The 23,956-nt window shown below is 70.1% G+C and carries 19 protein-coding genes; 12 read left to right on the forward strand and 7 right to left on the reverse strand.

From position 1 onward, the window contains the following. Positions 1-69: 69 nt before the first annotated feature. Together ACOGXI_RS05020 and ACOGXI_RS05025 are read left to right on the forward strand one after the other, a co-directional pair. Complete coding sequence (locus ACOGXI_RS05020; RefSeq protein ID WP_419937786.1) at positions 70-1,293, forward strand: ATP-grasp domain-containing protein; 1,224 nt, start codon at positions 70-72, stop codon at positions 1,291-1,293. Further along, entirely contained in the window at positions 1,290-2,507 is a 1,218-nt protein-coding gene (locus ACOGXI_RS05025; RefSeq protein ID WP_419937787.1) for an ATP-grasp domain-containing protein, read from the forward strand. The genes ACOGXI_RS05020 and ACOGXI_RS05025 overlap by 4 nt, the downstream gene beginning before the upstream one ends. Here ACOGXI_RS05025 and glgB read toward each other — a convergent pair. Then, entirely contained in the window at positions 2,495-4,441 is a 1,947-nt protein-coding gene (glgB, locus tag ACOGXI_RS05030) for a 1,4-alpha-glucan branching protein GlgB (RefSeq protein ID WP_419937788.1), read from the reverse strand. The genes ACOGXI_RS05025 and glgB overlap by 13 nt on opposite strands. A 158-nt stretch (positions 4,442-4,599) precedes the next feature. On the opposite strand from glgB, the gene ACOGXI_RS05035 reads away from it, so the two are divergent. From ACOGXI_RS05035 to ACOGXI_RS05080, 10 genes are all read left to right on the forward strand, one after another. Further along, positions 4,600-6,111 carry a glycogen synthase gene (locus ACOGXI_RS05035; RefSeq protein WP_419937789.1) on the forward strand — a complete coding sequence of 504 codons (1,512 nt, stop codon included), beginning with the start codon at positions 4,600-4,602 and terminating at the stop codon, positions 6,109-6,111. A gap of 14 nt (positions 6,112-6,125) precedes the next feature. Then, positions 6,126-7,538 carry a DUF3536 domain-containing protein gene (locus tag ACOGXI_RS05040; protein ID WP_419937790.1) on the forward strand — a complete coding sequence of 471 codons (1,413 nt, stop codon included), beginning with the start codon at positions 6,126-6,128 and terminating at the stop codon, positions 7,536-7,538. Beyond that, on the forward strand, positions 7,535-9,520 hold the full coding sequence (locus tag ACOGXI_RS05045; protein ID WP_419937791.1) for an alpha-amylase/4-alpha-glucanotransferase domain-containing protein: 1,986 nt from the start codon (positions 7,535-7,537) through the stop codon (positions 9,518-9,520). The genes ACOGXI_RS05040 and ACOGXI_RS05045 overlap by 4 nt, the downstream gene beginning before the upstream one ends. Then, entirely contained in the window at positions 9,517-10,923 is a 1,407-nt protein-coding gene (locus tag ACOGXI_RS05050) for a hypothetical protein (RefSeq protein WP_419937792.1), read from the forward strand. The genes ACOGXI_RS05045 and ACOGXI_RS05050 overlap by 4 nt, the downstream gene beginning before the upstream one ends. A 2-nt stretch (positions 10,924-10,925) precedes the next feature. Continuing rightward, on the forward strand, positions 10,926-11,423 hold the full coding sequence (locus tag ACOGXI_RS05055; protein WP_419937793.1) for a DinB family protein: 498 nt from the start codon (positions 10,926-10,928) through the stop codon (positions 11,421-11,423). A 65-nt stretch (positions 11,424-11,488) separates the two neighbouring features. Beyond that, a complete protein-coding gene (locus tag ACOGXI_RS05060; RefSeq protein ID WP_419937794.1) occupies positions 11,489-12,394 on the forward strand; it encodes a hypothetical protein in 906 nt (301 codons plus the stop codon). Then, entirely contained in the window at positions 12,391-13,047 is a 657-nt protein-coding gene (locus ACOGXI_RS05065) for a hypothetical protein (RefSeq protein WP_419937795.1), read from the forward strand. The genes ACOGXI_RS05060 and ACOGXI_RS05065 overlap by 4 nt, the downstream gene beginning before the upstream one ends. After that, entirely contained in the window at positions 13,044-14,309 is a 1,266-nt protein-coding gene (locus tag ACOGXI_RS05070; RefSeq protein ID WP_419937796.1) for a DUF4350 domain-containing protein, read from the forward strand. The genes ACOGXI_RS05065 and ACOGXI_RS05070 overlap by 4 nt, the downstream gene beginning before the upstream one ends. After that, a complete protein-coding gene (locus tag ACOGXI_RS05075) occupies positions 14,306-15,253 on the forward strand; it encodes an AAA family ATPase (RefSeq protein WP_419937797.1) in 948 nt (315 codons plus the stop codon). The genes ACOGXI_RS05070 and ACOGXI_RS05075 overlap by 4 nt, the downstream gene beginning before the upstream one ends. 11 nt (positions 15,254-15,264) lie before the next feature. Continuing rightward, positions 15,265-16,572 carry a DUF58 domain-containing protein gene (locus ACOGXI_RS05080; protein ID WP_419937798.1) on the forward strand — a complete coding sequence of 436 codons (1,308 nt, stop codon included), beginning with the start codon at positions 15,265-15,267 and terminating at the stop codon, positions 16,570-16,572. Here ACOGXI_RS05080 and ACOGXI_RS05085 read toward each other — a convergent pair. From ACOGXI_RS05085 to ACOGXI_RS05110, 6 genes are all read right to left on the reverse strand, one after another. Then, a complete protein-coding gene (locus ACOGXI_RS05085) occupies positions 16,550-18,307 on the reverse strand; it encodes a stage II sporulation protein M (protein ID WP_419937799.1) in 1,758 nt (585 codons plus the stop codon). The two genes, ACOGXI_RS05080 and ACOGXI_RS05085, sit on opposite strands and share 23 nt — an antisense overlap. Continuing rightward, positions 18,300-19,370 carry a hypothetical protein gene (locus ACOGXI_RS05090; protein ID WP_419937800.1) on the reverse strand — a complete coding sequence of 357 codons (1,071 nt, stop codon included), beginning with the start codon at positions 19,368-19,370 and terminating at the stop codon, positions 18,300-18,302. The genes ACOGXI_RS05085 and ACOGXI_RS05090 overlap by 8 nt, the downstream gene beginning before the upstream one ends. A gap of 330 nt (positions 19,371-19,700) precedes the next feature. After that, positions 19,701-20,534, reverse strand: a complete 834-nt coding sequence (locus tag ACOGXI_RS05095; RefSeq protein ID WP_419937801.1) for a hypothetical protein — start codon at positions 20,532-20,534, stop codon at positions 19,701-19,703. Then, positions 20,531-21,466, reverse strand: coding sequence for an ABC transporter ATP-binding protein (locus ACOGXI_RS05100; RefSeq protein ID WP_419937802.1), 936 nt, complete (start codon positions 21,464-21,466; stop codon positions 20,531-20,533). Before ACOGXI_RS05100 ends, ACOGXI_RS05095 begins: the two co-directional genes overlap by 4 nt. Next, positions 21,463-21,753 (reverse strand): hypothetical protein, encoded by a 291-nt coding sequence (locus ACOGXI_RS05105; protein ID WP_419937803.1) that lies wholly within the window; start codon positions 21,751-21,753, stop codon positions 21,463-21,465. The genes ACOGXI_RS05100 and ACOGXI_RS05105 overlap by 4 nt, the downstream gene beginning before the upstream one ends. A gap of 117 nt (positions 21,754-21,870) precedes the next feature. Continuing rightward, on the reverse strand, positions 21,871-23,934 hold the full coding sequence (locus ACOGXI_RS05110) for a M1 family metallopeptidase (RefSeq protein WP_419937804.1): 2,064 nt from the start codon (positions 23,932-23,934) through the stop codon (positions 21,871-21,873). Positions 23,935-23,956 lie beyond the last annotated feature (22 nt).

Genomic DNA, 23,956 nt, shown 5'->3' on the forward strand with positions numbered 1-23,956 from the left:
GTCCCTGCTCTCGAACGCCAGCCCGTCCGGCGGCGGCCGGCCGGCCCGCCACGGCAACCTGGAAGATCCATGCCCAACGTCGCATTCGTCGCCCCGTTCTATCTTCCCACCACGCTGCGCTTTCTGGAAGCCGCCGCGGGGCTCGCCGACGTGCGCCTCGGGGTCGTGACGCAGGAGCCGCTCGAGCGAACGCCGGCCTCGCTGCGGCGGGGGGTCGCGTCGCACGTCCGGGTCGAGGACGCCCTGTCGGCGGAGGGAATTCACAGCGGGCTGCGCCGGCTCTCCGCGGAACTCGGCGGGATCGACCGCCTCCTGGGCGCGCTCGAGGAACTTCAGGTCCCGCTCGGGGAGCTGCGCGACGCGCTGGGAATCGCGGGCATGGGCGCGGCCGCCGCGGACAACTTTCGCGACAAGTCACGCATGAAGGACGTGCTCCGGGCGCACGGTCTGCCCTGTGCCCGACACGCGCTGGTCCGCGGCGAGGGCGAGGCGACCGCCTTCTCGGATGCTGCCGGCTTCCCGCTCATCGTGAAGCCGCCGGCCGGTTCCGGCGCCCGCGGCACGTTCCGCGTGGAAACGCCGGCGCAGTTGCGCACGGCGATCGCCATGTCCGGGCCGAGCGCGGAGCGGCCGACGCTCATCGAGGAGTTCGTCGTCGGCGAGGAACACTCCTTCGACGCGGTCTCGGTCGGCGGGCACGTCGTCTGGCATTCGATCAACCACTACCTGCCCTCGCCCCTCGAGGTGCTGCGCGAGCCGTGGATCCAGTGGTGCGTCCTCCTTCCGCGGGAGGTCGATTCGCCCCGGTACGAGGAGATCCGGCGCGTCGCGGGACCCGCGCTCGATGCGCTCGGGATGGAGACGGGGCTGAGCCACATGGAGTGGTTCCGGCGGCCCGACGGCTCGGTGGCGATCTCCGAAGTCGGAGCCCGGCCGCCGGGCGCCCAGTTCGTCACGCTGATCTCCCAGGCGCACGACTTCGACCTCTACCGTGCCTGGGCCCATCTCCTGGTCTTCGATGAATTCGATCCCCCGCCCCGCCCCTACGCGGCCGGCGCGGCCTATCTCCGGGGACAGGGCCGGGGCCCCGTGCGACGGGTGGCCGGCATCGAGGAGATCGCGAGGGACCTCGGGCCGCTGTGCGTCGAGTGGCGCCTCCCCCGCACGGGACAGGCGCAGAGCGCGTCGTACGAGGGAGAGGGCTACATCATCGTCCGCCACCCGCGCACCGAGGTCGTCGAGGAGGCGCTGGGGCGCATCATCACCGAGGTAAGGGTGGAGTTGAGTACATGAACGTGCTGATGATTTCGCCGGGGTACCCGGCCGAGATGACGTACTTCACGCGCGGGCTCGCGGTAGTGGGCGCGAACGTCATCGGCCTGGGCGATCAGCCCGGGTCGGCGCTGCCCGAGATCGCCCGGAAGAGCGTGTCCACCCACCTGCAGGTGAGATCGCTGGCGGATGAGGCGGACGTGATGCGGCAGGTCGCCGCGCTCGCCGCGAGAACCCGGATCGACCGCGTGGAGTGTCTCTGGGAACCCTTCATGATCCTCGCGGCGCGGCTGAGGGAGATGCTGGAGTTGCCCGGGCCGACCGTCGAGCAGACGCTCCCCTTCCGCGACAAGGAAGTGATGAAGGACGTCCTCGACGGGGCCGGGATCCGGACGCCGCGCCACGGGAGGGCCACGAGCAACGCCGAGTGCCGCGAGGTCGCGGAGCGCGTCGGATTCCCGCTCATCGTGAAACCCGTCGACGGCGCCGGCTCGGCCGACACCCATCGCGTCGATTCGGCGCGGGAGCTGGAGCGGATCCTTCCCGCCCTCCGGCACGTCCCGCAGGTCACGGTCGAGGAGTTCATCGAGGGCGAGGACATGACGTTCGACACGGTCACCGTCGGAGGGGTCGTCGCGCACTACAACATCTGCCGCTACTGGCCCCGCGCGCTCGAGTCGAAGACGCACGAGTGGCTCAGCCCCATCACGTATGCGCTGCGCGACGTGGAGGCGGACGACCTGGCCGTCGGACGCGAGATGGGCTTCGCCGTGCTCGCCGCGCTCGGATTCGAGACCGGCTACACGCACATGGAGTGGTACCGGACGGCGGACGGGGAAGCCGTGTTCGGCGAGATCGCCGCGAGGCCTCCGGGCGTGCGGACGGTCGATCTGATCAACTTCGCGAGCGACATCGACACCTATCGCGGGTGGGCCGAAGGGGTCGTGCACGCGAAGTGGTCGCAGCCGGTGGAACGGAAGTACAACGCGTGCTGGATCGTCAAGCGGGCGCGCGGGCAGGGCCGGATCCAGCGCATCGAAGGGCTCGCCCCGCTGCTCCAGGAGTACGGCGAGCGGGTGTGCAGCCTGGATCTGCTCCCGGTCGGGTCACCCCGGCGGAACTGGCAGGCCACGCTCGTATCCGACGGGATGATCTTCCTCCGCCACCCGGACCTCGAGACGCTGGAGACGATCGCCGGCGAGTTCGCGACGCGGCTGCAACTCTACGCGGCCTGATCCCCTTCACCCGACCCTTCCGAGCGCGTGAGCACGAGAAACCCCAGCGGCGGGAGATCGACCGGGACCGAGGCGGGACGTCCATGGCGGGGCGCCTCCTCGGCGCTCGGCGGCAGTGCGGTGCGCCCGCCCCCCCCGAAGGCCGGATCGCCGCTGTCCAGCAGGACGCGGTAGGGTCCGGCTTCGGGAAGTGCGACCCGGTAGTGCGGCCACGCGGTGGCGGAGAAATTCGCCACCACGACGAGACACCCCTCCCACTCCGGCCGCCAGCGCACGTAGCTCAGCACGCTGTGCCGGGCATCGTGTACGTCGAGCCACTCGAACCCTTCCGGCGCGTGGTCGAGCGCGTGTAGCGCTGGTTCTTCCGCATACAGGCGGTTCAGCGCGCGCACCCAGCGCCGGAGCCCGCGATGCGACCGGTACGCCGGGTTCGATGATGCATCCGGAAGACTCCAGTCCAGCTCACGGTCTTCGTGCCATTCCCGCCGCTCCCCGATCTCCCCTCCCATGAAGAGGAGTTTGGCTCCCGGGTGCGTCCACATGTAGCCGAGGAGGAGGCGGAGACCGGCGAACTTCTCCTCTTCCGTCCCCGGCATCTTCTCTACGAGAGAACGCTTGAGGTGAACCACTTCATCGTGCGACAGGGGAAGGAGATATCGTTCCGTGTGGGCGTAGTGAAGAGAGAACGTCAGGCGCCGGTGCAGGTGCGGCCGCCGCTCCGGCGGGGCGGCCAGGACCCGGAGCGTGTCGTTCATCCACCCCATGTTCCACTTGAAGTCGAACCCGAGCCCGCCCTCGTCCACCGGCGCCGTCACGCCCGGCCACGCGCTGCTCTCCTCCGCGAACAGGAGGACGCCGGGGAAATCCCGGTGGACCGTCTCCGAGAGCCCTTTGAGGAAGGCGATCGCGCCGAGGTTCTCCCGTCCCCCGAGTTCGTTCGGCTCCCAGTCGCCCTCGTCCCGCGAATAGTCCAGGTGGAGCATCGACGCCACCGCATCGACGCGCAGGCCGTCCACGTGGTAGCGCTCGATCCAGTAGCGGGCGCTCGAGAGGAGGAATGAGACGACCTCCGGCCGGCTGAAATCGAAGGCGAGCGTGCCCCAATCCGGATGCACGGCCCGCGATTCCTCCCCCATCTCGTAGAGCGGCGCGCCGTCGAACGTCCTCAGGCCGTGGAGGTCGGGGCCGAAGTGGCCCGGCACCCAGTCGAGCACGACGCCCAGCCCCAGGCGGTGGGCTTCATCCACGAAGTGCGCGAAGTCCTCCGGAGGCCCGTAGCGGGAAGTGGGAGCGAAATATCCGACCGTCTGATACCCCCAACTCCCGTCATACGGGTGCTCCATGACGGGGAGGAGTTCGATGTGCGTGAAACCCAGGTCGGCGGCGTAGGGCAGCAATTCCCGGGCGAGCGCGCGATACCCCGGCCACGAGCCGTCCGCGTTGCGGCGCCAGGAACCGGGATGGACCTCGTAGATGGAGATGGGGACGCCGGGGGCCGCGCGTTCCCGACGTGCCTCGACCCACGCCGCATCCGTCCAGTCGTACGGGCCGGTCGACCGGACCCGCGACGCCGTGCCCGGCCTGACCTCGGCGGCGCGTCCGAGGGGATCCGCCTTGTCGACCGGGCCGGAGGGCGGGGCCACCGCGCCGTCGGTCCCGGAAGCTACCCGAAACTTGTACAGGTCTCCGGGCCCGACGCCGGGGAGAAAGCGTTCCCACACGCCGGCGTCTCCCACCGGAGACATGTGATGCGCCTCTCCGTCCCAATCGTTGAACGAGCCCACGACGCTGACCCGGCGGGCGCGCGGGGCCCAGACGGCGAACCGCGTACCCGCCTCTCCGCCGCGCTCGCACGGGTGCGCGCCGAGGAGGTCGTGGAGCGTGGACTCCCGTCCCGCATGGAACGCCTCGAAGTCGGACGCCTTCAGAGGCAACGAAGGGTCGCGCGCCGGGGTTTGGAGAGGTCCGGGCGGGCCGCTAGCTTTTTTGTGTTCGATCTGCCACCTCATCACGGTGCGTCGCGCGTCCGTCCGGACCGGGCGCCGTCCCTTGCAGCCACACACTCGCCACTTCGCGACGAAGTATGAGCCGCATGCCTACAATCGCCAAGCCAGCGCCGGCACGACCGCGGACGGGGGTCAAGCCCCCGGAGGAACTCGCCGTCGTGCATCTCGTCGCCGAGTACTGGCCGTACGCCCGTACGGGCGGCCTCGCGGAGGCGGTGCGGGGCATCGCCACCTTCCAGGCCGCCCAAGGCACCCCCGTCACGGTGTTCATGCCGCTCTACCGGTCGGTGCGTGAGGCCTTCCCGGACCTGGAGCCGATTGCGGACAGCTTCCACGTGCGCGTGGGCCGTCGGGTGGAGGAGGTCCGGATTCTCCAGCATCCCGGCCCGCGCCGGAACCCGCGGGTGCTCTTCGTCGACCATCCCGGGTGCTTCGACCGCGATGGGATCTACGGGGACGACGGGGCGGATTACGAGGACAACCCGCTGCGCTTCGCGCTCTACAACCTCGCGGCGCTCCAGATTCTGCCGGAACTCGCCAACGTGCCCGTCGTCGTCCACGCGCACGACTGGCATGCGGCCCTCGCCCCCGTCTTCCTGCGCACGCGGTTCGCGGGACGCGAGGCGCATGACCGCATGGCGGCCGTCCTCTCCATTCACAACGCCGGCTACCAGGGACTTCAGCGGCCGGAGGTGCTCGATGAGATCGGGCTTCCGCGCGAACTGTTTCACTGGCGCCGCATGGAGTTCTACGGCCACCTGAACCTGCTCAAGGGGGGCCTCGTGTTCGCGGACTACGCGACGACCGTGAGTCCCACGCACGCGGTCGAGCTTCGGACCGCGGCCGGAGGGTTCGGTCTCCACGGTTCGTTCATCGAGATGGGCGACCGCTTCCTCGGAATCCTGAACGGAGTCGATCTGGAAGTCTGGAATCCCGGAACGGACGAGGAGATCGCCGCGACGTTCTCGAGCGCGGATCTGGCCGGGAAAGCCGTGTGCAAGCGGGCGCTGCAGCGGGAGTACTTCCTGGCCGAGGCGCCGCGCGAACCGCTGTACGGGATGACCGCGCGGCTCGTCGGGCAGAAGGGGCTCGACCTGCTCATCGACGGCGGGCCCCTGGAGCGGGCCCAAGGCCAGTTCATCTTTCTCGGCCAGGGCGAGGAACGGTACGAGACGGCGCTGCGTGAGTTGGCCGGGCGGTATCCCGACCGGATCGCCGTGGACACCGAGTTCACCGAACCCAAGGAGCACCGGCTCCTGGCGGGCATCGACCTCCTCCTGATGCCGTCGCTCTACGAACCTTGCGGCCTCACGCAGATGCGGGCGCAGCTTTACGGCGTGCTCCCGGTCGCGCGGCGCGTCGGGGGGCTGGCCGACACCATCGAGGACCAGGTCACGGGCTTCCTGTTCGACGGATACACGCCGGAAGATCTCGAGGTCGCGCTCGGGCGGGCGGCCGCGCTGTACGCGGGGAGTGCGGAGGCGTGGAACGAGCATGTGGTTCAGGCCATGACCCGCGATTTCGGCTGGGCAGGGAGCGCGGCCCGCTACCTGGACGTGTACCGGCGCGCGCTCGCCGCGCACGCTCCGGACGACTGAACCCGTCGTCGGCCGTGGATCGCGCCACGGTGGTCCTGCACGGCCATTTCTACCAGCCGCCGCGGGAGGACCCGTGGACGGACCGGATCCGCAGCGAGCCGAGCGCGGCCCCGTTCGGGAACTGGAACGAACGGATCACCGCCGAATGCTACGAACCCCTGGCGCGGGCGGGGGCGTTCGAGTGGCTGAGCTTCGACCTCGGCCCGACGCTCGCGCGCTGGCTCGAGGGAGAGCGCCCGGACGTCCACGAGGGCTTCGTCCGCGGGGACCGGGCGAGCCGCGAACGGCTGGGCTACGGCAACGCGCTGGCCCAACCCTACCACCACATCATCCTTCCGCTCGCCTCCCGCCGCGAGAAGGAGACGGAGGTGCGCTGGGGGATGGCCGACTTCGAGCGGCGCTTCGGGCGGCGCGCCGACGGCATGTGGCTCCCGGAGACGGCGGTCGACACGGCCACGCTCGAGGTGCTGGCGGCGGAGGGCGTGGCTTTCACGATCCTGGCTCCGCACCAGGTCGCGGACGTCCCGGACGGCGGGGCGGGGCGGATCCGGCTCGGCGGGGGCCGCGAGATCGCGATCTTCGTCTACGAGGGCGAACTCTCGCACGGCGTGGCGTTCGGGGCTCTGCTCGATGGTCGTGACGCGTGGTTCGAGGCGCTCCGTTCGGCGGCGGGCCGCGGGGCTTCCGTCGTCGCGCTGGCGGCGGATGGCGAGACGTTCGGACACCACCACCGGGGCGCCGACCGCACGCTCATGCGGGTGATCTCCCGCGCCCGCGAGAGCGGAGAAGTGGAGATCGGAAACTTCGCATCGGCGCTCGCCGGCGGCGGCGAACTGCCGTTCGTGACCCTGGAGGCGCCCACCTCCTGGAGTTGCGCGCACGGCGTGGAGCGATGGCGCTCGGAGTGCGGGTGCCGAATGGCGCCTCACCTGGATTCGCGGCAGCAGTGGCGGGCGCCGCTGCGCGAGGCGCTGGAGACGCTCGCCGCCGGCTTGGATGAGGCCTGCGCGACCCTCGCGCCGGGCCGGTTGGCGGAGCCCCGGCAGGCGCTGGCAGCGCTGGGCGGCGCCCTCGGCGACCCTTCGGGGCTGGCGGACTTCGCCGCCGGAGCTGCCCGCGAGGACTGCGGGGACGAGGCCCTCGCCCTCCTTGAACTCGCCCGCGACCGGGCGGCGATGTTCACCTCGTGCGCTTGGTTCTTCGACGATGTGGCGGGGATCGAGGCCAAGCAGGTGCTCGGCTACGCGGCGCACGCCCTCGACCGCCTGCACGGGCTCGCGCCGGAGCGCGCGGAGGCCTTGGAGGCCGCTTTCGTCGCGGACCTCGCGAGGGCCCCGGCCAACGACGCCGACATCGGGAACGCGGCGGAGGTGTACGAGCGCGAGTTCAGGTCGGGCGCCGACGTCCGGGTCCCGGCGGACGCGTGAGTCGAGACCCGCTGCGCTTCGCGTTCGCGATCCACCTTCACCAGCCGGTGGGGAACTTCGACCATGTGTTCGAGGACCACCTGACGGGGGTGTACCGGCCCCTCCTCGAGGCCCTCCATGCACACGGCACATATCCGATCTCGCTGCACCTTTCCGGCCCGCTCCTCGACTGGCTCGAGGACGGCGCACCGGAGTTTCTCGATGACCTCGGGGCGCGGGCGGCGCACGGCGACATCGAGTTCCTCGCCTCCGGGCGGTACGAGCCCATCCTCGCCGCGCTCCCGGCGGAGGACCGAGTGGAACAGGTCGAGTGGATGCGGGCGGACCTCCGCAGCCGGTTCGGGGGCGAGGCCACCGGCCTGTGGCTTACGGAACGCGTGTGGGAACCCGACCTCGCCGCCGATCTGGCGCGGGCGGGAATCGAATACACTCTCCTCGACGACCGTCATTTCCTCGCCTGCGGACTCGAGCGCGAGGAACTCGACGGCGCCTTCACGACGGAGAGCGGCGGGGAGCGGCTCCGCCTTCTTCCGATCGACGAGCGGCTCCGGTACCTGATCCCGTTTCGGCCCTCGAATGAGATCGCGGACTTCTTCGCCGAGCTGCGGCGGGCCGGGCAGCGTCAAGTCGTTCTCGGCGACGATGGCGAGAAGTTCGGCGGCTGGCCGGACACCCGCGACTGGGTGTACGGCGGCTGGATGGACGCGTTCCTCGAGGCGCTGAACGCGGGCCGCGAGCGGGGCGAAGTGGAGCTGGTCACGACGCGCGAGGCGGCCTCCGGTCCGAGCGTCGGGCTCGTCTATCCCGCGACGGGTGCGTACCGCGAGATGGAGGAATGGACGCTTCCCCGCCCCGCCGCGCGGCGCCTGGCGCGGCTCGTCGCCACGACATCCGACGGTGGAGGCGTCGACCCGCTGATCCGCGGCGGACACTGGAAGGGGTTCCTGCGTCGATACCCCGAGTCGAACCGCATGCACAAGATGGCGCTCCGCCTCTCCGCGCTGTGCCGGGATCGCGGCGGGCCGCCCGAGGCCCGGCGCGCCATCGCGCGGGCGCAGTGCAACGACGCGTATTGGCATGGCGTGTTCGGCGGGGTCTACCTTCCACACCTGCGGCAGGCGATCTGGCGCGAACTCGCCGCCGCCGAACAGAGGTTGCGCGAGGAAGAAGGCATCGCTTTCGAGATTCTCGACTTCGACCTGGACGGCCATGACGAGATCTGGATCCACTCAGCCCGGAGTTCCATCGTGATCAGCCCCGCCCGCGGCGGCGCGATCGAGATTCTCACGATCTTCCGGGACGGCGTGAACTACGTCGACGTCCTCTCCCGCCGCCTCGAGGCCTACCACCGGGACCCCTCGGAATCCGGCGTGAGGCGCGCGGGAGTCGGAGCCGTGCCCCGTGGGGCGCGCACCCGGAGCGATGGCGTCGCGTCGGTCCACGACCGGGCATCCGAAGCCCCGGTCGCGCCCGCACCGGACGGCATCCCGCTGGCCTTGCTGCAGGAGATCGCCGTCGCGCCACCGAACGGCCCGGGGACGCGGGAACGGTCCGTCATCGCGGATTGGCGGCCGCACCCGTTCCGACTCGTGAAGGAACCCGCCGCGGAGGCCGGCCGAATCCGTCTTCACCTGCGGTCCGAAGACGGTTTTCCCCGCCTCGACAAGGAACTCGAAATCCACGACGATGGCCGGATCGAGGCGACACTCGACTGGAGCGCGGCCGACCTCCCTGCCGACAGCGTGGTCGTCACCCGGCTGCCGCTCGCACACCCGATGCGGGTCGAGCCGGGGGCAACCGAGGGCCCGTGTGCGCCGCGGGAATCGCGGACGCGGATCGTCACGCTGGCTCGGTCCGAACGGGGCTTCGAGGAAGTCGACCAGGGAGAACTCATCGAACTCGCGTGGCCGGCATCGGCCGGAACGGCGCGCGTCAGCCTGACGCCCGAAGTCGGCCCCGGCGCCGCCGCAGGTCCGGAATGAGCCGAGCGCGACGGCTCGATCCGCGGTGGTTCGTTTCTCCGGCCGTCTTTCTCGCCGTCACGGCCGTCGCGTGCGGAGAAGCCGATCCCGCCGATCCCGGCGGGCCCACCGAGACCGGACCGGCGTCGATCGTCGTTCTCACGGGTGCGGATCAGCGCGGCGTTCCGGCGCGCGCGCCGGCCGAAACCGTCACGGTTCGGGTGCTCGACGCCGACGGACGTCCCGTCGCCGGAAGCTCCGTCGCCTTCCGACCCGAGCCCGGCCACGGAAGCACGGATCCGGCTTCGACCGTCGCGGACGCCAACGGGGAGGCGGCGACGACGTGGACGCTCGGGGCCACTCCCGGCGCCCAGCGCCTCGCGGTCTCGGCCGGCCGGGCCGAGGCCACCGTTCGCGCCGAGGCGATCGATCTCGATGCCGAACTCGATGCGCTGTTCGCGCCCGCCTCGGCGGCGGTGGTGGACGCCGTGCGAGCCGACTGGGCCCAGCGCGACGTTTCCGCGGCGGGGGTCTCGGTCGAACTGACCGAGGAGCTGGCGTTCGGGGAGTCGACGGCCACGCTGCGGATCGTCTCCCACGTCGTGGCGGGCGCCCGCCACTTCGGCGCGATTATCGTGCCGGACGGCGCGGCCCCCGAGACCCTGCCCCTGCTGATGTACTCCCACGGGGGCGACAGCGGGGTATCGGTCGACGACATCGACATCGTGACGCTGGCGCTGGGAGAGTTGAGCCATCGCTTCGTCTACGCGATCCCCTCGTTCCGCAGCGAGCCTCTCCGCTACGCTGGCCGGAGCTGGGTGTCGGAGGGCCCCTCGAGTCACTGGGATTACGACGTCGATGACGCGCTCGCACTCGCGAACGTCGTGTTCGAGACGACGCCCGAGGTCCGGCCGGACGCGATTCACATCCTCGGCGGCAGCCGGGGGGCCGGCGTCGCGCTGCTCGCGGGAGCCCGCGACGAGCGGGTGGACCGCATCGTGGCGTTCTTCGGACCGACGGACTTCTTCGACGAATGGATCCGGGTCATCGCGTGGAAGACCGCGCTCGACGGCCCCTGGGACCTGCCCGGTCTCATCCACCTCGACTCCACCGTCGTGCAGCCGCTGGTGCGGGGCACGCTGTCCACGCCCGAGGCGCGCCTCGAACTCGTGCGTCGGTCGTCCGTCCTCTTTGCCGCCGATCTCCCCGCCGTCCAGGTGCATCACGGCACGGCGGACTTCGTCGTGCCCGTGAGCCAGGCGGAGTCGCTGATGCGAACGATGGCGGCCCTCGGCCGCACATCTCCCGACTTCGAGGCGTTCATCTACGAGGGAGGCGGACACGACTTCCTCTCCCTGCCCGGAGCCATCCCCCGCGCGATCGAGTTCATGTCGCAGGCACTGCAGCCGAAAGGAAACCGCTGAGGATGAGGACCCGTATCGCCCACACGACCGAGATCTTCGAAGCCGCGCGTAAACCGCTGTTCACGGTGCTCGACGGAATCTCGCGCGAGGATCTCGACTGGCAGCCCGCGGACGGGATGCGCGGCGTCGGCAAGATCTGCCGGCACATGTACCGCGTGGATGTCTGGTTCCTGAAGCAACTCGGCATCACGCCCGTAATCGAACAGGATGCCCCGGGGCCGGCGGAGGAGATCGCCGCGCGCATGCGCACGATCCAGGAACAGATCCTCGCCGAGGTGGACGCGTGCGAGAGCGACGCGGATCTCGTCGCGGAGCGTACATCTCCGGACGGAAAGATGACGTTGAGGCTGGGGGCGACCGTCATCCATATCGCCCAGCACTATCTCTACCACTTGGCCCAGGTCACGTACCTGCGCCGCATCCGCGACCGGGAGTGGTCCGCACCGCTGGACGAATGGGAGACCGCCACCCACATCATCGAGGACAGGATTCTGGAGTAGCCGGGACCCGATCCACCGACTCCGAGCACCGACTCCGACCACCGACTCCGAACGGGGAGGCCGGGATGTCCGTCATACCACAGAGGCCCCTGGGGTTCGGGGAGATACTGGACGGCGCCATCCAGTTCTACCGGCGCGACTTCGGACTCTACTTCCTCATCGCCCTCGTGGGCGCCCTCCCCGGGTACGCGATGCTGCTCGCCCTCGGGACGCCCGGTACGGGCCTCGACCCCTCGGGCACGCCGGCGGTCGGCGAACTCGGATTCGACCTGGCGATCCTGTTGCCGGCGACGGCGCTCTCGTGGGTGGGGACGCTCGCGGTCGCCGTCGCCATGTGCGCCCGGATGGAGGGAGGTGCGGCTTCGCTGGAGAGCGCGTACCGCGGAGCGCTCCGCCCCTTTCCGAGCGCGGCCGGAGGGCACCTGCTCGCCCTGCTGATCGCGGTCCTGGCGGGCGTGGTCGTCATGATCCCGGTCACGATCGTGGGGGCCGCCGCGATCGCAGCCCTGGGCAACCTCGTCGTCGGGCTGACCGTCTTCGGGTTCGTGGGTCTTGTGGGCGCCCTCGTGGTGCTGGCGCTCTGGTTCCGTATCTCGTTCGCGATCTTTCCGGCCGTGCTCATGGAGGGTCGGGCCGCTCCGGAGGCGGTGCGCCGCTCGCTGAAACTCGGGAAGGGGGCCTGGTTCCGGATCCTGGGTGTCATGCTCGTCGTCTGGATCATCCGCGAGGGCCCCTCCTTCGGCGCGTTCGCTCTCTTCGGAGGCTTCGAGATGTTCACGTCGCCCACGACGGCGGGCACGGTGAGCGGCGGCCTTCAGGCAGTACAGAACACGCTGGATCTGCTGATCGGGTCGTTCACCAAGCCCTTCCTCGTGGCGACGGTGTTCTTCCTCTACCACGACCGGCGGGTGCGTCTGGAAGCCGCTGACCTGGAGACTGCCGCGGCCGCGATGGCGACGGACGGACGGTGATCGTCCAGGAGCGCGTCGCCGAACCCCTCCCGTTGCCGGACGAGATGTCCGACGCGCTGCGGGAGATCCTCGCCGGACCGGACTTCGTTTCCCCGGCCCCCTCCGCACGACAGCAGATCTACGAGTGGATCGCCAGGACGCTCTCCGATGCATGGGATTGGCTGCGTCGATTCCTGTTCGACGAGGGAGGCGGGCTCATGGAGATGCTGGCCGTCCTCGTCGTCCTGGCCGCGCTCATCGCGCTGGGGGCGGTGGCCCTGCGCCATGGGCCGCAGTGGGTGCACAGGGTGCGGGAGAGGGCGGACGAGGGTCTGGAGAACGATCGCGCGCCCGCCTCGGCGCGAGAGTGGTTCGGCCTCGCCCGGATGCGGGCGGGCGAGGGAGCGCTCCGGCCCGCCGCGAGCGCGCTCTACCAGGGTTTCCTCCTCACACTCGATGAGCAGGGCACGGTGGCGTTCCACTCGTCGAAGACGCCCGGCGACTACGCTCTCGAGATGGACACCCGCACCGGCCGCAACTTCATCCGTCACTTCCAGGGACTCTCCTTCGGTCAGGAGACGCCCACCCGCGCGGGCTATGCGGCGCTGGAGGACCTCGCGCGGGACGCGGGCTGCCCGACATCCGCGTCGGGTGAGGAGGCCGACCCATCGTGAGCGGGATCGGCAGGTTCAGGACGTTCGCGTGGGTCGGTGCGATCGCGCTGGGAGCGGGCCTCGCCGCGTACCTCGCGCGGCCGGCGGGACGCGCGGCGCTCGACGTGAAGCGAAGTTCCTTCCGGACGACGCCGGACGGGGTGGCCGCGTTCGCCCGCGGGCTCGAACGATTCGGGCGCCCGACGGCGCCCCGCCTCACGCCCCTGGCCGACGCCGATCCGGTCCCCGGCGCGCTCGTGCTCCTCTCGCCCGCCGTCGTCCCGAGCCCCGTCGAGGTACACGCCCTCCTCGAGCGCGTCCGCCGCGGCGGCACGCTTGTGTACGCACCACGCCTCTTCCCCGCCATTACCAGCGCGTTGAGGATCACGCCGCTGATGGACTCACTCGGCATCGCGTTTCGCGTGCCCCGGCCGGGCGACCTGGACCAGCCGGAGTGGGTCGCCCACTCCCTGACCGACAGCCTGCCGGCGCCGCGGGCTCCACGCCGCGCGATACGGTGGATGACATCGCGCGAACTGCGGGAGCGCCGGGACGCTGCACTGCACGAGCCGGACCCCTCCGATGAGACGATCATGCCGTCCCCGACTCCCCTCCAGGGGCTCCTCACGGTAGGGGACGACGAGGATCGGAGGTGGACCGGCGCAGGCCTCATCCCCGTCGGCGACGGACATGTCATCGTCCTCAGCGATGCGGAGCCGCTCTCGAACGGCCGCGTCGCCGACGACCCCCTGGCGCTCGTCGTCATGCGCGCCGTTCTCACCTACGCGACGCCCGCCGACACGGTCTTCTTCGCCGAGTTCCACCAGGGCATCCGTGGCTATGAGAGCACGGCGAGGCGGTGGGCGGGTTTCGTCTTCGGCTCCGCCCAGGGACGAACGCTCCTCCAACTCCTCCTCGCCGCGTTCGTAGCGCTCGCGTGCGCGGGGCTGCGCTTCGGCGCTCCGACGACGGCCGCGGCTCCTCCGGACCGCGAACGGAGATCGCCTCTCGAACACGTCTCCGCCCTCGGCGACCTGTACGAGAAAGCGCGCGCCAGGCGGACGGCCGCCCTCCTCCTCCTGGCGCGGCTGGCCCGCAGCGTACGCCGCCCGCCGCCGCGGGACGTTGGCGAAGCCCGGGCGCTGATCGATGAACTGGAGACGCGGCGGGGAGAGCAGGCGGCTCTGACCCGCATCCGGCGCGGCTTGCGCGCCGATCCGGTGGACCTGACGATGGTCGCCGCCGGAATCGACGACCACCTCGGACGAAGGGCGGAGTCATGACGACGCACGATGCGGCGCTGCGTCTGCTGGGCGACATCGAGAAGGTGATCCTGGGCCAGGAGGCCGTCCTCAGACAGCTCATGATCACGCTCCTCGCTCGTGGCCATGCGCTCCTCGAGGGCGTGCCGGGGACGGCCAAGACGCTTTCCGTGCGGGCCCTCGCCCGCGGGCTGGGGCTCGACTTCGGCCGCGTCCAGTTCACACCCGATCTCATGCCCACGGATCTCGTCGGCGTGAGCGTGCTGGACGAGACGCAGCGGAACTTCCGCTACCGGCCGGGTCCCGTGTTCACCGACCTCCTCCTTGCCGACGAGATCAACCGCGCGCCGCCCAAGACCCAGGCGGCGCTGCTCGAAGCGTTGGAGGAGCGCCAGGTCACCGTCGACGGCGCCACGCGCGCCCTGCCCGCGCCGTTCACGGTCTTCGCGACCCAGAACCCGGTCGAGTACGAAGGGACCTATCCGCTCCCCGAAGCGCAGGTCGACCGCTTCCTGATGAAGATCGTGATCGACTATCCGCCGGAGGTAGCGGAGCGGGCGATCCTCGACCGCCACGAGGCGGGGTTCCGGGCGGACGATGAAACCACGTACTCGATGGGCGAACCGCTGACGCGCGAGGCGCTCCTCGAGGCGCGTGACGCGGTGGACGGCGTGCACATGGACGAGAGGGTGCGGCGCTACGTGACCGGGATCGTGCGCGCGACGCGGGACGACCAGGCGTTCGCGCTGGGGGCGAGTCCCCGCGCCGGCGTGGCCCTCTTCCAGGCATCGAGGGCCGAAGCGTTTCTGCACGGCCGGGACTTCGTCACGCCGGATGATGTGAAGTCGCTTTCGTTCCCCGTGCTTCGGCATCGCGTCGTGTTGACCGCCGAGGCGGAGGTCGAAGGACGCTCTTCCGACGACGAACTGCGGGCGCTCCTCGAGACGCTGGAGGCGCCCCGATAGTCCGCATCGCGGTGGTCCCGAGCGGGCGGACACTTTGGCTGCTGGGGCTGACGTCGTTCGTCTTCCTGTTCTCGGCGGCGGCCGCCGTGGCGGCAGACGCCGTCATCCTCCTCCTGGCCTGGATCGACGGCCGGCGGACACGGCCTCCATCGGCCTCCCGCACGGTGCCGCGGATCGCCGCGCTCGGGGAGATCACCGACGTCCGGATCGAGGTGCGCAACCCGACGAAACGGCGGCTCTCCGTCCTCCTCACCGACGACCTCGATCCCTCCCTCCGCCGCCTCCCCGGAGCTGACGGAAGCGAACCCTGGGAGGCGGGCGTCCGGCTGGACGTGCCCGCCGCTTCGGCCGTACGCACGCATTACAGGCTGCGGCCCCGCACGCGCGGTTTTCTCGCGATGGGGGCGATTCATCTGCGCACGCGCTCGCCGTGGGGATTCGCGTGGCGACGTTCCATCGTGGAGGCGGCGCACACGCTTCAGGTGCAGCCCGGCATCCGGAGCCTGCTGCGGGACCGCAGCGGCCACGCGCTCCGGCGCGGCCTGCGCACGGCCGGTTCGCGCCGCAGCCGGCAGTGGGGCGACGGCCGCGAGTTCGAGAGCCTGCGCGACTACGCCGTGGGGGACGATCCCCGCATCGTCGACTGGAAGGCCTCGGCGAAGCGCCGGCGGTTCGTCGTCCGCAACTACGAGGCGGAACGCAGCCAGAACGTCGTCCTCGCGATCGATGCGGGGCGCCACATGCGCGAGCGGCTCGGGGACCGGGAGCGGGTGGACTTCGCCCTCGCGGCCGGCATGATGCTCGCCAACCGCGCGCAAAGCTTCGGGGACCGCGTCGGAACCGTGGTGTTCGACGACGAGATCCGGCATCTGTCGCCGCCCCGCCGGTCCGACCCGGCGGCGCTGGCCCGGGTCTTCGCCGGCGTGGAAACCCGGCCGGTGGAGCCCAACTACCCGCTCGCGCTCGCCACCCTGAGCCGGACGTTCCGCAAGCGGTCGCTCGTCATCCTCTTCTGCGATGTGATCGACGAGGCCGTCTCGAAGGCGCTCGTGACCTCGCTGGCGCGGATCGGACGGGCGCACCTGCCGCTGGCCGTCGCCATCCGCAACCCGGCGCTCGAAGCGGCCGCGACGCAGCCCGCCCGCGAGGACGCCGCGGTCTTCCACCGCGCCGCCGCGGAGGAACTCGTGCAGTCGCGCGCCACGACGCTTCAGGTCATGCGCCAGTCGGGGATTCTCGTCGTGGACACGCCGCCCGGCGACGCTCTCGTGCGCACGCTGGACAAGTACGTCGAGATCAAGGAGCGGGGACTGCTCTGATCTCCCCTCGCGGATCGTCGGGGCGCCGGCCGGCGAGACCGAAGTACGCGGCGAGCAGGAGGGCGGTGGCGCCTCCGAAGGTGAACTTCGCCACGGCCGGTAGTCCGGACGGCGAGTAGAACCCCTCCACGAGCCCCGCCACGATCAGCAGCAACACCGCCCCGCCCACGAGCGAGAGGAAGGCGCGCCCGCGCTCCCGCAGCGCCTCCCGACGCGTGCGCCGTCCGGGAACGAGGAGTGCCGACCCCAGTCCCAACCCCGCCCCGCCGGCCAGGCAGATGGCGGTGAGTTCCATCACGCCGTGCGGGAAGACGAAGGCGAGAATCACCCCCAGGACCTCGTTGTTCGCGTACAGCCCGAACGCGGCCCCGAGCAGCACGCCGTTGAAGACGAGGATCAGTACCGTGCCCGCGCCGGCAAGCAACCCGGCGGCGAACGCGAAGAAACTCACGCCGATGTTGTTCGTCACCAGAGCGGAAGAGAGAGCCGGCCGCTCGGCGCCGTCGACTTCAATGTAGGAAGCGTTGATGTCCCCGCGGGCGGTGTTCTCGGCTCTCGCCAGCATCCCCGCCGGCATGATCGCGCGCGCACGCGCGGGACGATCCCGGACGGCCGCGTACGAGGCCAGCATGGGACCGAAAAGAAGCAGGGCCGCGAGGAGTACCGGCCGGTGATGGCGCCGCACCGCCCGCGGCAGTTCGCGCGCGATCCAGCGGCCGAGCGGGACCGCCGCCCTTCCCTTCGCGCGATAAAGGAGGTTGTGCCCGGCCCCGGCCCACCGTTCCACCGCCTCCAGCAGCCCCGGAGAGGCGCCATAGGTTCGCGCGCGCGCCAGGTCCGCCGTCACCCCGCGATACAGGCGTCCGAACGCGCGGACCTCCCCCTCGCTGAACCGATCCAGCCCGCCGGCGCGCCCCTTCTCGACCAGGTCCGTGTAAGTGGCCCAGGCCTCGCGGCGCTCCCGCGCCATGGCCGCGGCCTGGAGACTCGCCCCGCCCTGGCGCGCGGCGTGCCGTGGAGCCTCCTCGTCATGTAGTCGGAGGAGGTGTGTATCGGGAGCCGCCTCGGGGTCCACGCCGTCCCGGCCGGCGGCCGGTCGCACCGCGTCCCAGACGGAGGCGGCCACGCGGCCCCGGACGTCCGGTTCCAGCCCGGCTCGCCGTGCCACGTAACCCGCCACCAGCGCGAACTGTTCGACGGAAAGTCGCGGACGCCCCACGCGGCCGGTCGTCGCCGGCTCGTCCCCGAACATCTCACCGCCCCCCGTGTCCCGGACGACGATCGTGCCGGCGACGAGGTCTCCAAGGCGCTGCGCCCGGCGGTTGAACAGGATGGACGCGGCCCCGGCCATCCCCGTCGCCGCCGGCTGCAGATCCACGATCCGGATCAGGTTGCGGAGCACCGCCCCCTGGAACGAGAGCGGCTCCCCGCCGTCGTGCAGCACCCGCAGCCCCACCGCGCGTTTCCCGGGCGTGCGTCCGTCCCACACCGCTTCGAAGAAGAGGAAGTACCCCCACACGGCGAAGAAGCTGACGATGTAGAGCACGGCCCGTCCGAGCCCGCCCGTGTACCGGAAGACCAGCGCCACGACCAGCATGGCCACCACGATGATGGCCAGATCGAGCGCGAGAGCGGCCGCGCGCGACCCCAGATCCGCGAGCTGGTACTCGAGTTTGACGTGCTCCGGCGTCTCCAGCGCGATCCGGCGGTGGAGCCCCGTCCGCGTGTCACGCATCACGCACACTCAACCTGGATCCCCGAACGGTTCCGTACTTCTCGAAGAAGGCGTCGGTCCCGGCCGGGAGCAGGAGTCGGTCCGCGATCGCCGCGATCTCTTCCGCCTCTTGCCATGCCTGTTCCAGCATCCAAAGCTCGCCCTCCAGCGCTCGCCGTTCCTGCTCCTCGTGCAGGGCCATTTCCAGCGCCAGTCGCGTGGGCTTGCGCATGTTCGTGACGAATCCCGGGGGGCTCTCCCGATCGACGTCCGGGTTGCCTCTTACCGCCCGGGCGACGTAACGACCCGCATGACCCTGGGCCTCGATCTCGGCCACGGCATCCTGAATCGTACGCCGTGTGCCGCCATTCGCGTTGACCACCGGCAGCACCGCCGCCGCGACCTTCCGGGCGTCTTCGCCCATGAACGACGCGCGCGGGGCTTCGTGGAACGGACTCATACCCTGGCGGATATCGACTGTGAATCCGGTCTCGTCATCGGCGGGCAGCATACGAATCGAGCGAACGTTGCGCTCCGTGAATTTGACGACCGTCCCCGGACCGACGGGGCTCCCGCCAGCCTCTGCACCCCCGACAGCCTCTTCGCCCCCGATCCCGACCTTGGCAACCGGGCGGGTTGCGGTCACGAACAAAAGGACCCAGACGCCACCGCTGGCGATGGCGCCCGGCAAGTTCACGAACGCGAGACCAGCCGCCACGCTCCCCACGAGGGCCAACTGCCAGTTTCGCATCCGCTTCCGGAACTGGTCGCCGTAGCGCCATGCAGCGAACTCCCCTCGGGGCGGTCTCCCGATGCGAACCAACTCCAGGCCCTCACGATGGCGGGCGAGGCCGATCTGGTCGGTGGACGCCCGCAGCGGCGTAGCGCGAAAGAGGCGCTCGCACGTTTCGACCGCCTCCCATCGTTCCTCGAGCGGCGTGAGATTCCAGCGCCGGCATTTCCGGCACACCACCCACAGCCGGCCCCTGGCCGCATCAAACGCGAGCCGGCGTCCCACCGGGAAGGTCTCGACGACCTCGTTGGACCCCAGTGGCCTCTTGCAGAACAGGCACGTGCTATACACGGCTCGCCGCTAGGTCCCGTTACGCGTCTCGCGTAAGCCGATCAAGCGGAGTAACTCGAGCGCGGCGAACTGCATGGCCCAAGCCGTGAGGACAAGACCCGCCAAGCTCCAAAAAAACGCGCCCTGGACCTTGGGAAGCCAAAACCACATGGGGAACACCAGGGATCCCGCCCAGACGACCCAAAAGACGACGATCCCTCGCTTTGTCACGTCGCGGTAGCGCTTCCACCTGTACGCCGGCTGCCACATCGCTACCTCCTTGGTCACGCCTTGGACCCACCTCGGAAACGCCACGCTGGAACCGCTACCCCGCGGGCGCAAGGGGCGGAATCAGAGATCCCGGCGGCGGAACGAGATGAAGGCAATGCCGACCAGGACCACCGTCCAGGCGGCGGCCGTGACCAGGTGCCAGGCGGGGTCGACCGCGGCGGGCGGCGTTCGACCCGCCGCCTCGACGGCGGCGGCGTACCGCTCGTAGGCGGGTGCGTCGTAGTTGCGGAACTCGAGGAGCGGGAGGCCGTTCGTAAACGGCAGGTAGTCGAGCCAGCCGGTGTAGTCCGGCAGGAAGCGGCGGACGAGCCCGGGCAGCATCCCGGACTCGATCGGGCCGATCCAGAGGAACCACACCGCCAGCGCCGCTCCGGTCTTGCGGATCAGGAGCGACAGAAGGAAAGCGAGCGCGCCCACGCTCAGAAACGCGAGCCCGAGCCCTCCGGCCGCCTGAAAGACGGACAGCGGGACGAGCGGCCCCTGCGCGGCCGCGAAATCGGTCCGAATCAGCGCGAGCACCGTCGGGATCAGGACGTGGACCCCGATGAAGGCGAGCCCCACGATGGGCGGCAGGAGCGACTTGCCCCAGAACCACTGGGACTTGGAGAGGCCGTCGATCACGTTCTGCCGCGCGGTTCGCCAACCGAATTCGGTCGCCGACAGCAACACGAGCGTGAGAGCGGCGAAGATCACCAGCATGGCCGATTCATCCCCGAATACGGCGGCCCAGATGTCCGGGAGCCGAAAACCCTCGCTGCGCTCCCAGAACGGCTGGGCGTGGTTCATCAACGTGAACAACGCGTAGAAACCGAGGGCGATCCAGAAGGCGACCCGCTTCCTCGCCTTGAACCACTCGTTGCGCAGCAGCACGCCGAACGCTCGAGCGCCCTTCATTGGACTTCTCCGAACCCCTCGGGGGTGCCCGTGATCTCCATGAAGGCGTCCTCCAGCGATTGCCGCTCCAGCGACAGGTGCGAGGCGTAGATCCCCCGCCCGGCGAGAAAGCGGTTCAATTCGGAGAGCGCGTCGCCCCCGATCTGCACCAGGACGCGGCCATCCTCGACCCGCGCACGGCCCGCGCCCTCGAACTCCGCCACGGCCTGCCGGAGCGTCTCCATGTCCCCATCGGCGCCCACCGCGGCCACCGTTCCGGCGGAGGTGAGTTCGTCCACGCTTCCCTCGCGGACGAGGCGGCCGGTCTCGATGATCGCGACGTGCGTGCAGGTGCGCTCCACCTCGTGCAGCATGTGGCTCGAGAGGAAGATCGTCTTCCCGCGGCTGGCCAGTTCGCGGATGATGTCGCGGATCTCCCGCTGCCCCGCCGGATCGAGCCCGTTGGCCGGCTCGTCGAGGATGATGAGTTCCGGGTCGCCGATCATCGTGGCCGCCAGGGCGAGTCGCTGCTTCATGCCCAGCGAGCACGCCTTGAACTTCGTCTTCCGGCGCGAGGTCAGGCCCACGATTTCGAGCACTTCGGCGATGTCCGCCTCACCGCTCCCCTTCACTCGGGCCACCACCCGCAGGTTGTCCCGGCAACTCAGGTAGGGGTAGAAGTTGGGATATTCGAGCGTGGCGCCGATCCGCTGGCGTGCGGCGTGCAACTCGGCGGGCGTCTCCCCGCCGAACAGCCGGAAGGAACCGCCGGTCGGGTTGATGATCCCGAGGAGCATCCCGATCGTCGTCGTCTTGCCGCTCCCGTTCGGCCCAAGGAAACCGTACACCTGTCCCGCTTCCACCTGCACGGAGAGCTGGTCGACCGCGAGCGTTCCGTCGCCCCGCAGCGCCCCATATCGCTTGGACAGCCCCTCGGTCTCGATAATCATCATTGGGAGTCCCGTGGCGTTCCGCCGGCGGCGCGCTCTTCCAGTTGCCGCCGGAACAGTTCCGCCTCCGCGAGCTGATCCACGAGTTCGCCCCGTTCCCGGCTCTCGCCTTCAAGCTGCTCGACACGCTCCGTCAGCCGGGCGATCGTCTCTCGCTCCCGCTTCCGCGGCCCGAGCGCTTCCGCCAGGTCCTTCACCAGCGGCCGCAGGGCGAAGTGCGTCGCCATCGCGAGGACCGGGATGCCGATGGTGAAGAAGATCGCGACGACCGCGATGACCATGTCCTCCATGTCTCCCCCCCGCGCATGCGCTTCATGTGCGCTTCATGCGGCATCAGAACGGACGGCGTGGCACGGTGGTTTCGCGAGGGCGGGACGGCCGGTCCCGTCACGGGGCGGGAGGCGGCGCTATCGGGGAGGCCGGCGGCCGACGATGCCCCGGCCCCACACGTTGTTCCCGCGGTTCACGTCGGGCATCGCGCCGTCCGGGTCGATCTGGACGTTGCGCACAACCCCGCCGAGCACCTCCAGCACATAGGTGCCGTCCACCTGCCACGCGTCGACCGGCACGTCAAATCGCTGCTCGTCCCCGCCCTGGTAGAGGATCCGCGCCTCGAGCGGCATCGGGATGCCTCCACGATTCTCGAACACGACCCGGGTCGTGTCCCCCACACGGGTCACGGAGGCGATCGCCTGGTCGAGGATCGCGTCCTCGTAGATCCAGCCCCTGAAGAACCAGTCGAGGTCCTGCCCCGACACATCTTCCAGCGTGCGGATGAAGTCGGCCGGCTGCGGGTGCTTGTACGCCCAGCGCCGGATGTATTCCCGGAAGCCTTCGTCGAACACTTCGGGCCCGAGCACCTCCTCGCGCAGGAGGACGAGCACCGCGGCCGGCTTGTTGTACGCGAGAACCCCGATCTCCGCTTCCGGAATGCTGTCGGCCGGCGTGTACACGGCGTGGCTCGGGGTGCGGGTGTCCGTCGCGATCTGGGTCGGGGACATGAGTTGGCCCAGGATCGGCTCCCCGCCGGCGAATTCGATGCCGGAATAGTAGTTGATGAAGGTATTGAAGCCCTCATCCATCCAGGCGTACCGCCGCTCGTCGGATCCCACGATCATCGGGAACCACGTATGTCCGATCTCGTGGTCCGTAACGGAGAAGAGGAAGGCGCCGCGGGACCGCCACGAACAGAAGACGATCATGGGGTATTCCATCCCGAGCGCGAGGCCCGCCACGTTGATGGCGACGGGATACGGATAGCGCAGCCACTGTTCCGAATAATACTGGACGCTGTGGCGGAGATACTCCGTGGAGCGTTCCCAGCCGCTGCTCGCGGGTCCGCCGATGCTCTCCTCCGGGTAGGCGGACATGATGAGGACGTCCTCCCAGCCGGCCGCGTCCCAGACGAAGCGGTCGGAGGCGGCCCACGCGAAGTCGCGCACGTTCTCCGCGCGGAAGCGCCAGGTGAGCGGGGCGTCGCCGGGTGGCCGCGTGCGATCCTCCCCGGCTTCATCCGGCGTGATGATGTGGACCGTCTCCTCGGAGAGGCGCGCCTCCGCGAGCCGCTCGCGCTGCATCGGCGTGAGGACTTCCTCGGGATTGAGGAGTTCTCCCGTAGCGACGACGACGAAGTCCCGCGGGACGGTCAGCTCGACATCGAAGTCGCCGTATTCGAGATACCACTCGCCCTGCCCCAGGAAGGGGGACTGGTTCCACCCGTTCACGTCGTCGTAGGTGAAGACGCGGGGGTACCACTGCGCCAGTTGGTAGATGATCCCGCCCCGGATGTCGAGTTGCCCCATGCGGTCGCCGCCCGTCTCCGGGATCTCGAACGCGAAGTCGATCTCGACCTCGACCCGGCTTCCGCCCGGAGGGAGGGGCTCGCCGAGGAGGATCTCCATCATCGTGTCCTCGGTCCGGTACTCCGGGATCGTCGCCTCGCCCTCGAAGTCGGCGCGGACCCCCGAGATCACGAAACCGCCGTCCTTGAAGAAGCCGCCGTGGCGAACCTCCCCCTCCAGTTCTTCCGCCCTCAGCGCCCCGTAGCTGGTTTCGCGGAAGAGGTTCTGGTCGAGCTGAACCCAGAGGCTCGTGAGCGAATCGGGACTGTTGTTCGTGTAGGTGATGCGTTCCGTGCCTTCGATGCGATCATCGACGAGGGCGGCGCGGATGTGGTAGTCGGCCCGCTGCTGCCAATAGGCCTCGCCGGGGGCGCCGGCGGCATCCCGAAACTCGCCGGGCTCGGGCAGATCGAGGGGTTCGAAGGCGCCGGCCGGATCGAAGATCCTGCGCAGAGAATCGCGGCGCGCGAGTTCGGCCGCCTCCGCCGCCTCCCGGGCTTCCCGGTCATCTTCCTGCGCCGCCAGCCCGCCGTACGGCGACGGATGGGACAACCGCGGCAGAACCGGCGTGAGCAGCGCGGCCAGCATCACGGCGGAGAATGTGCGGGCCCCCGGGCCAATCACTCTCATCGAATCTCCCTGTTCGGTGCTG

The sequence above is a fragment of the Candidatus Palauibacter sp. genome (assembly GCF_965208055.1).
Lineage (GTDB): Bacteria > Gemmatimonadota > Gemmatimonadetes > Palauibacterales > Palauibacteraceae > Palauibacter.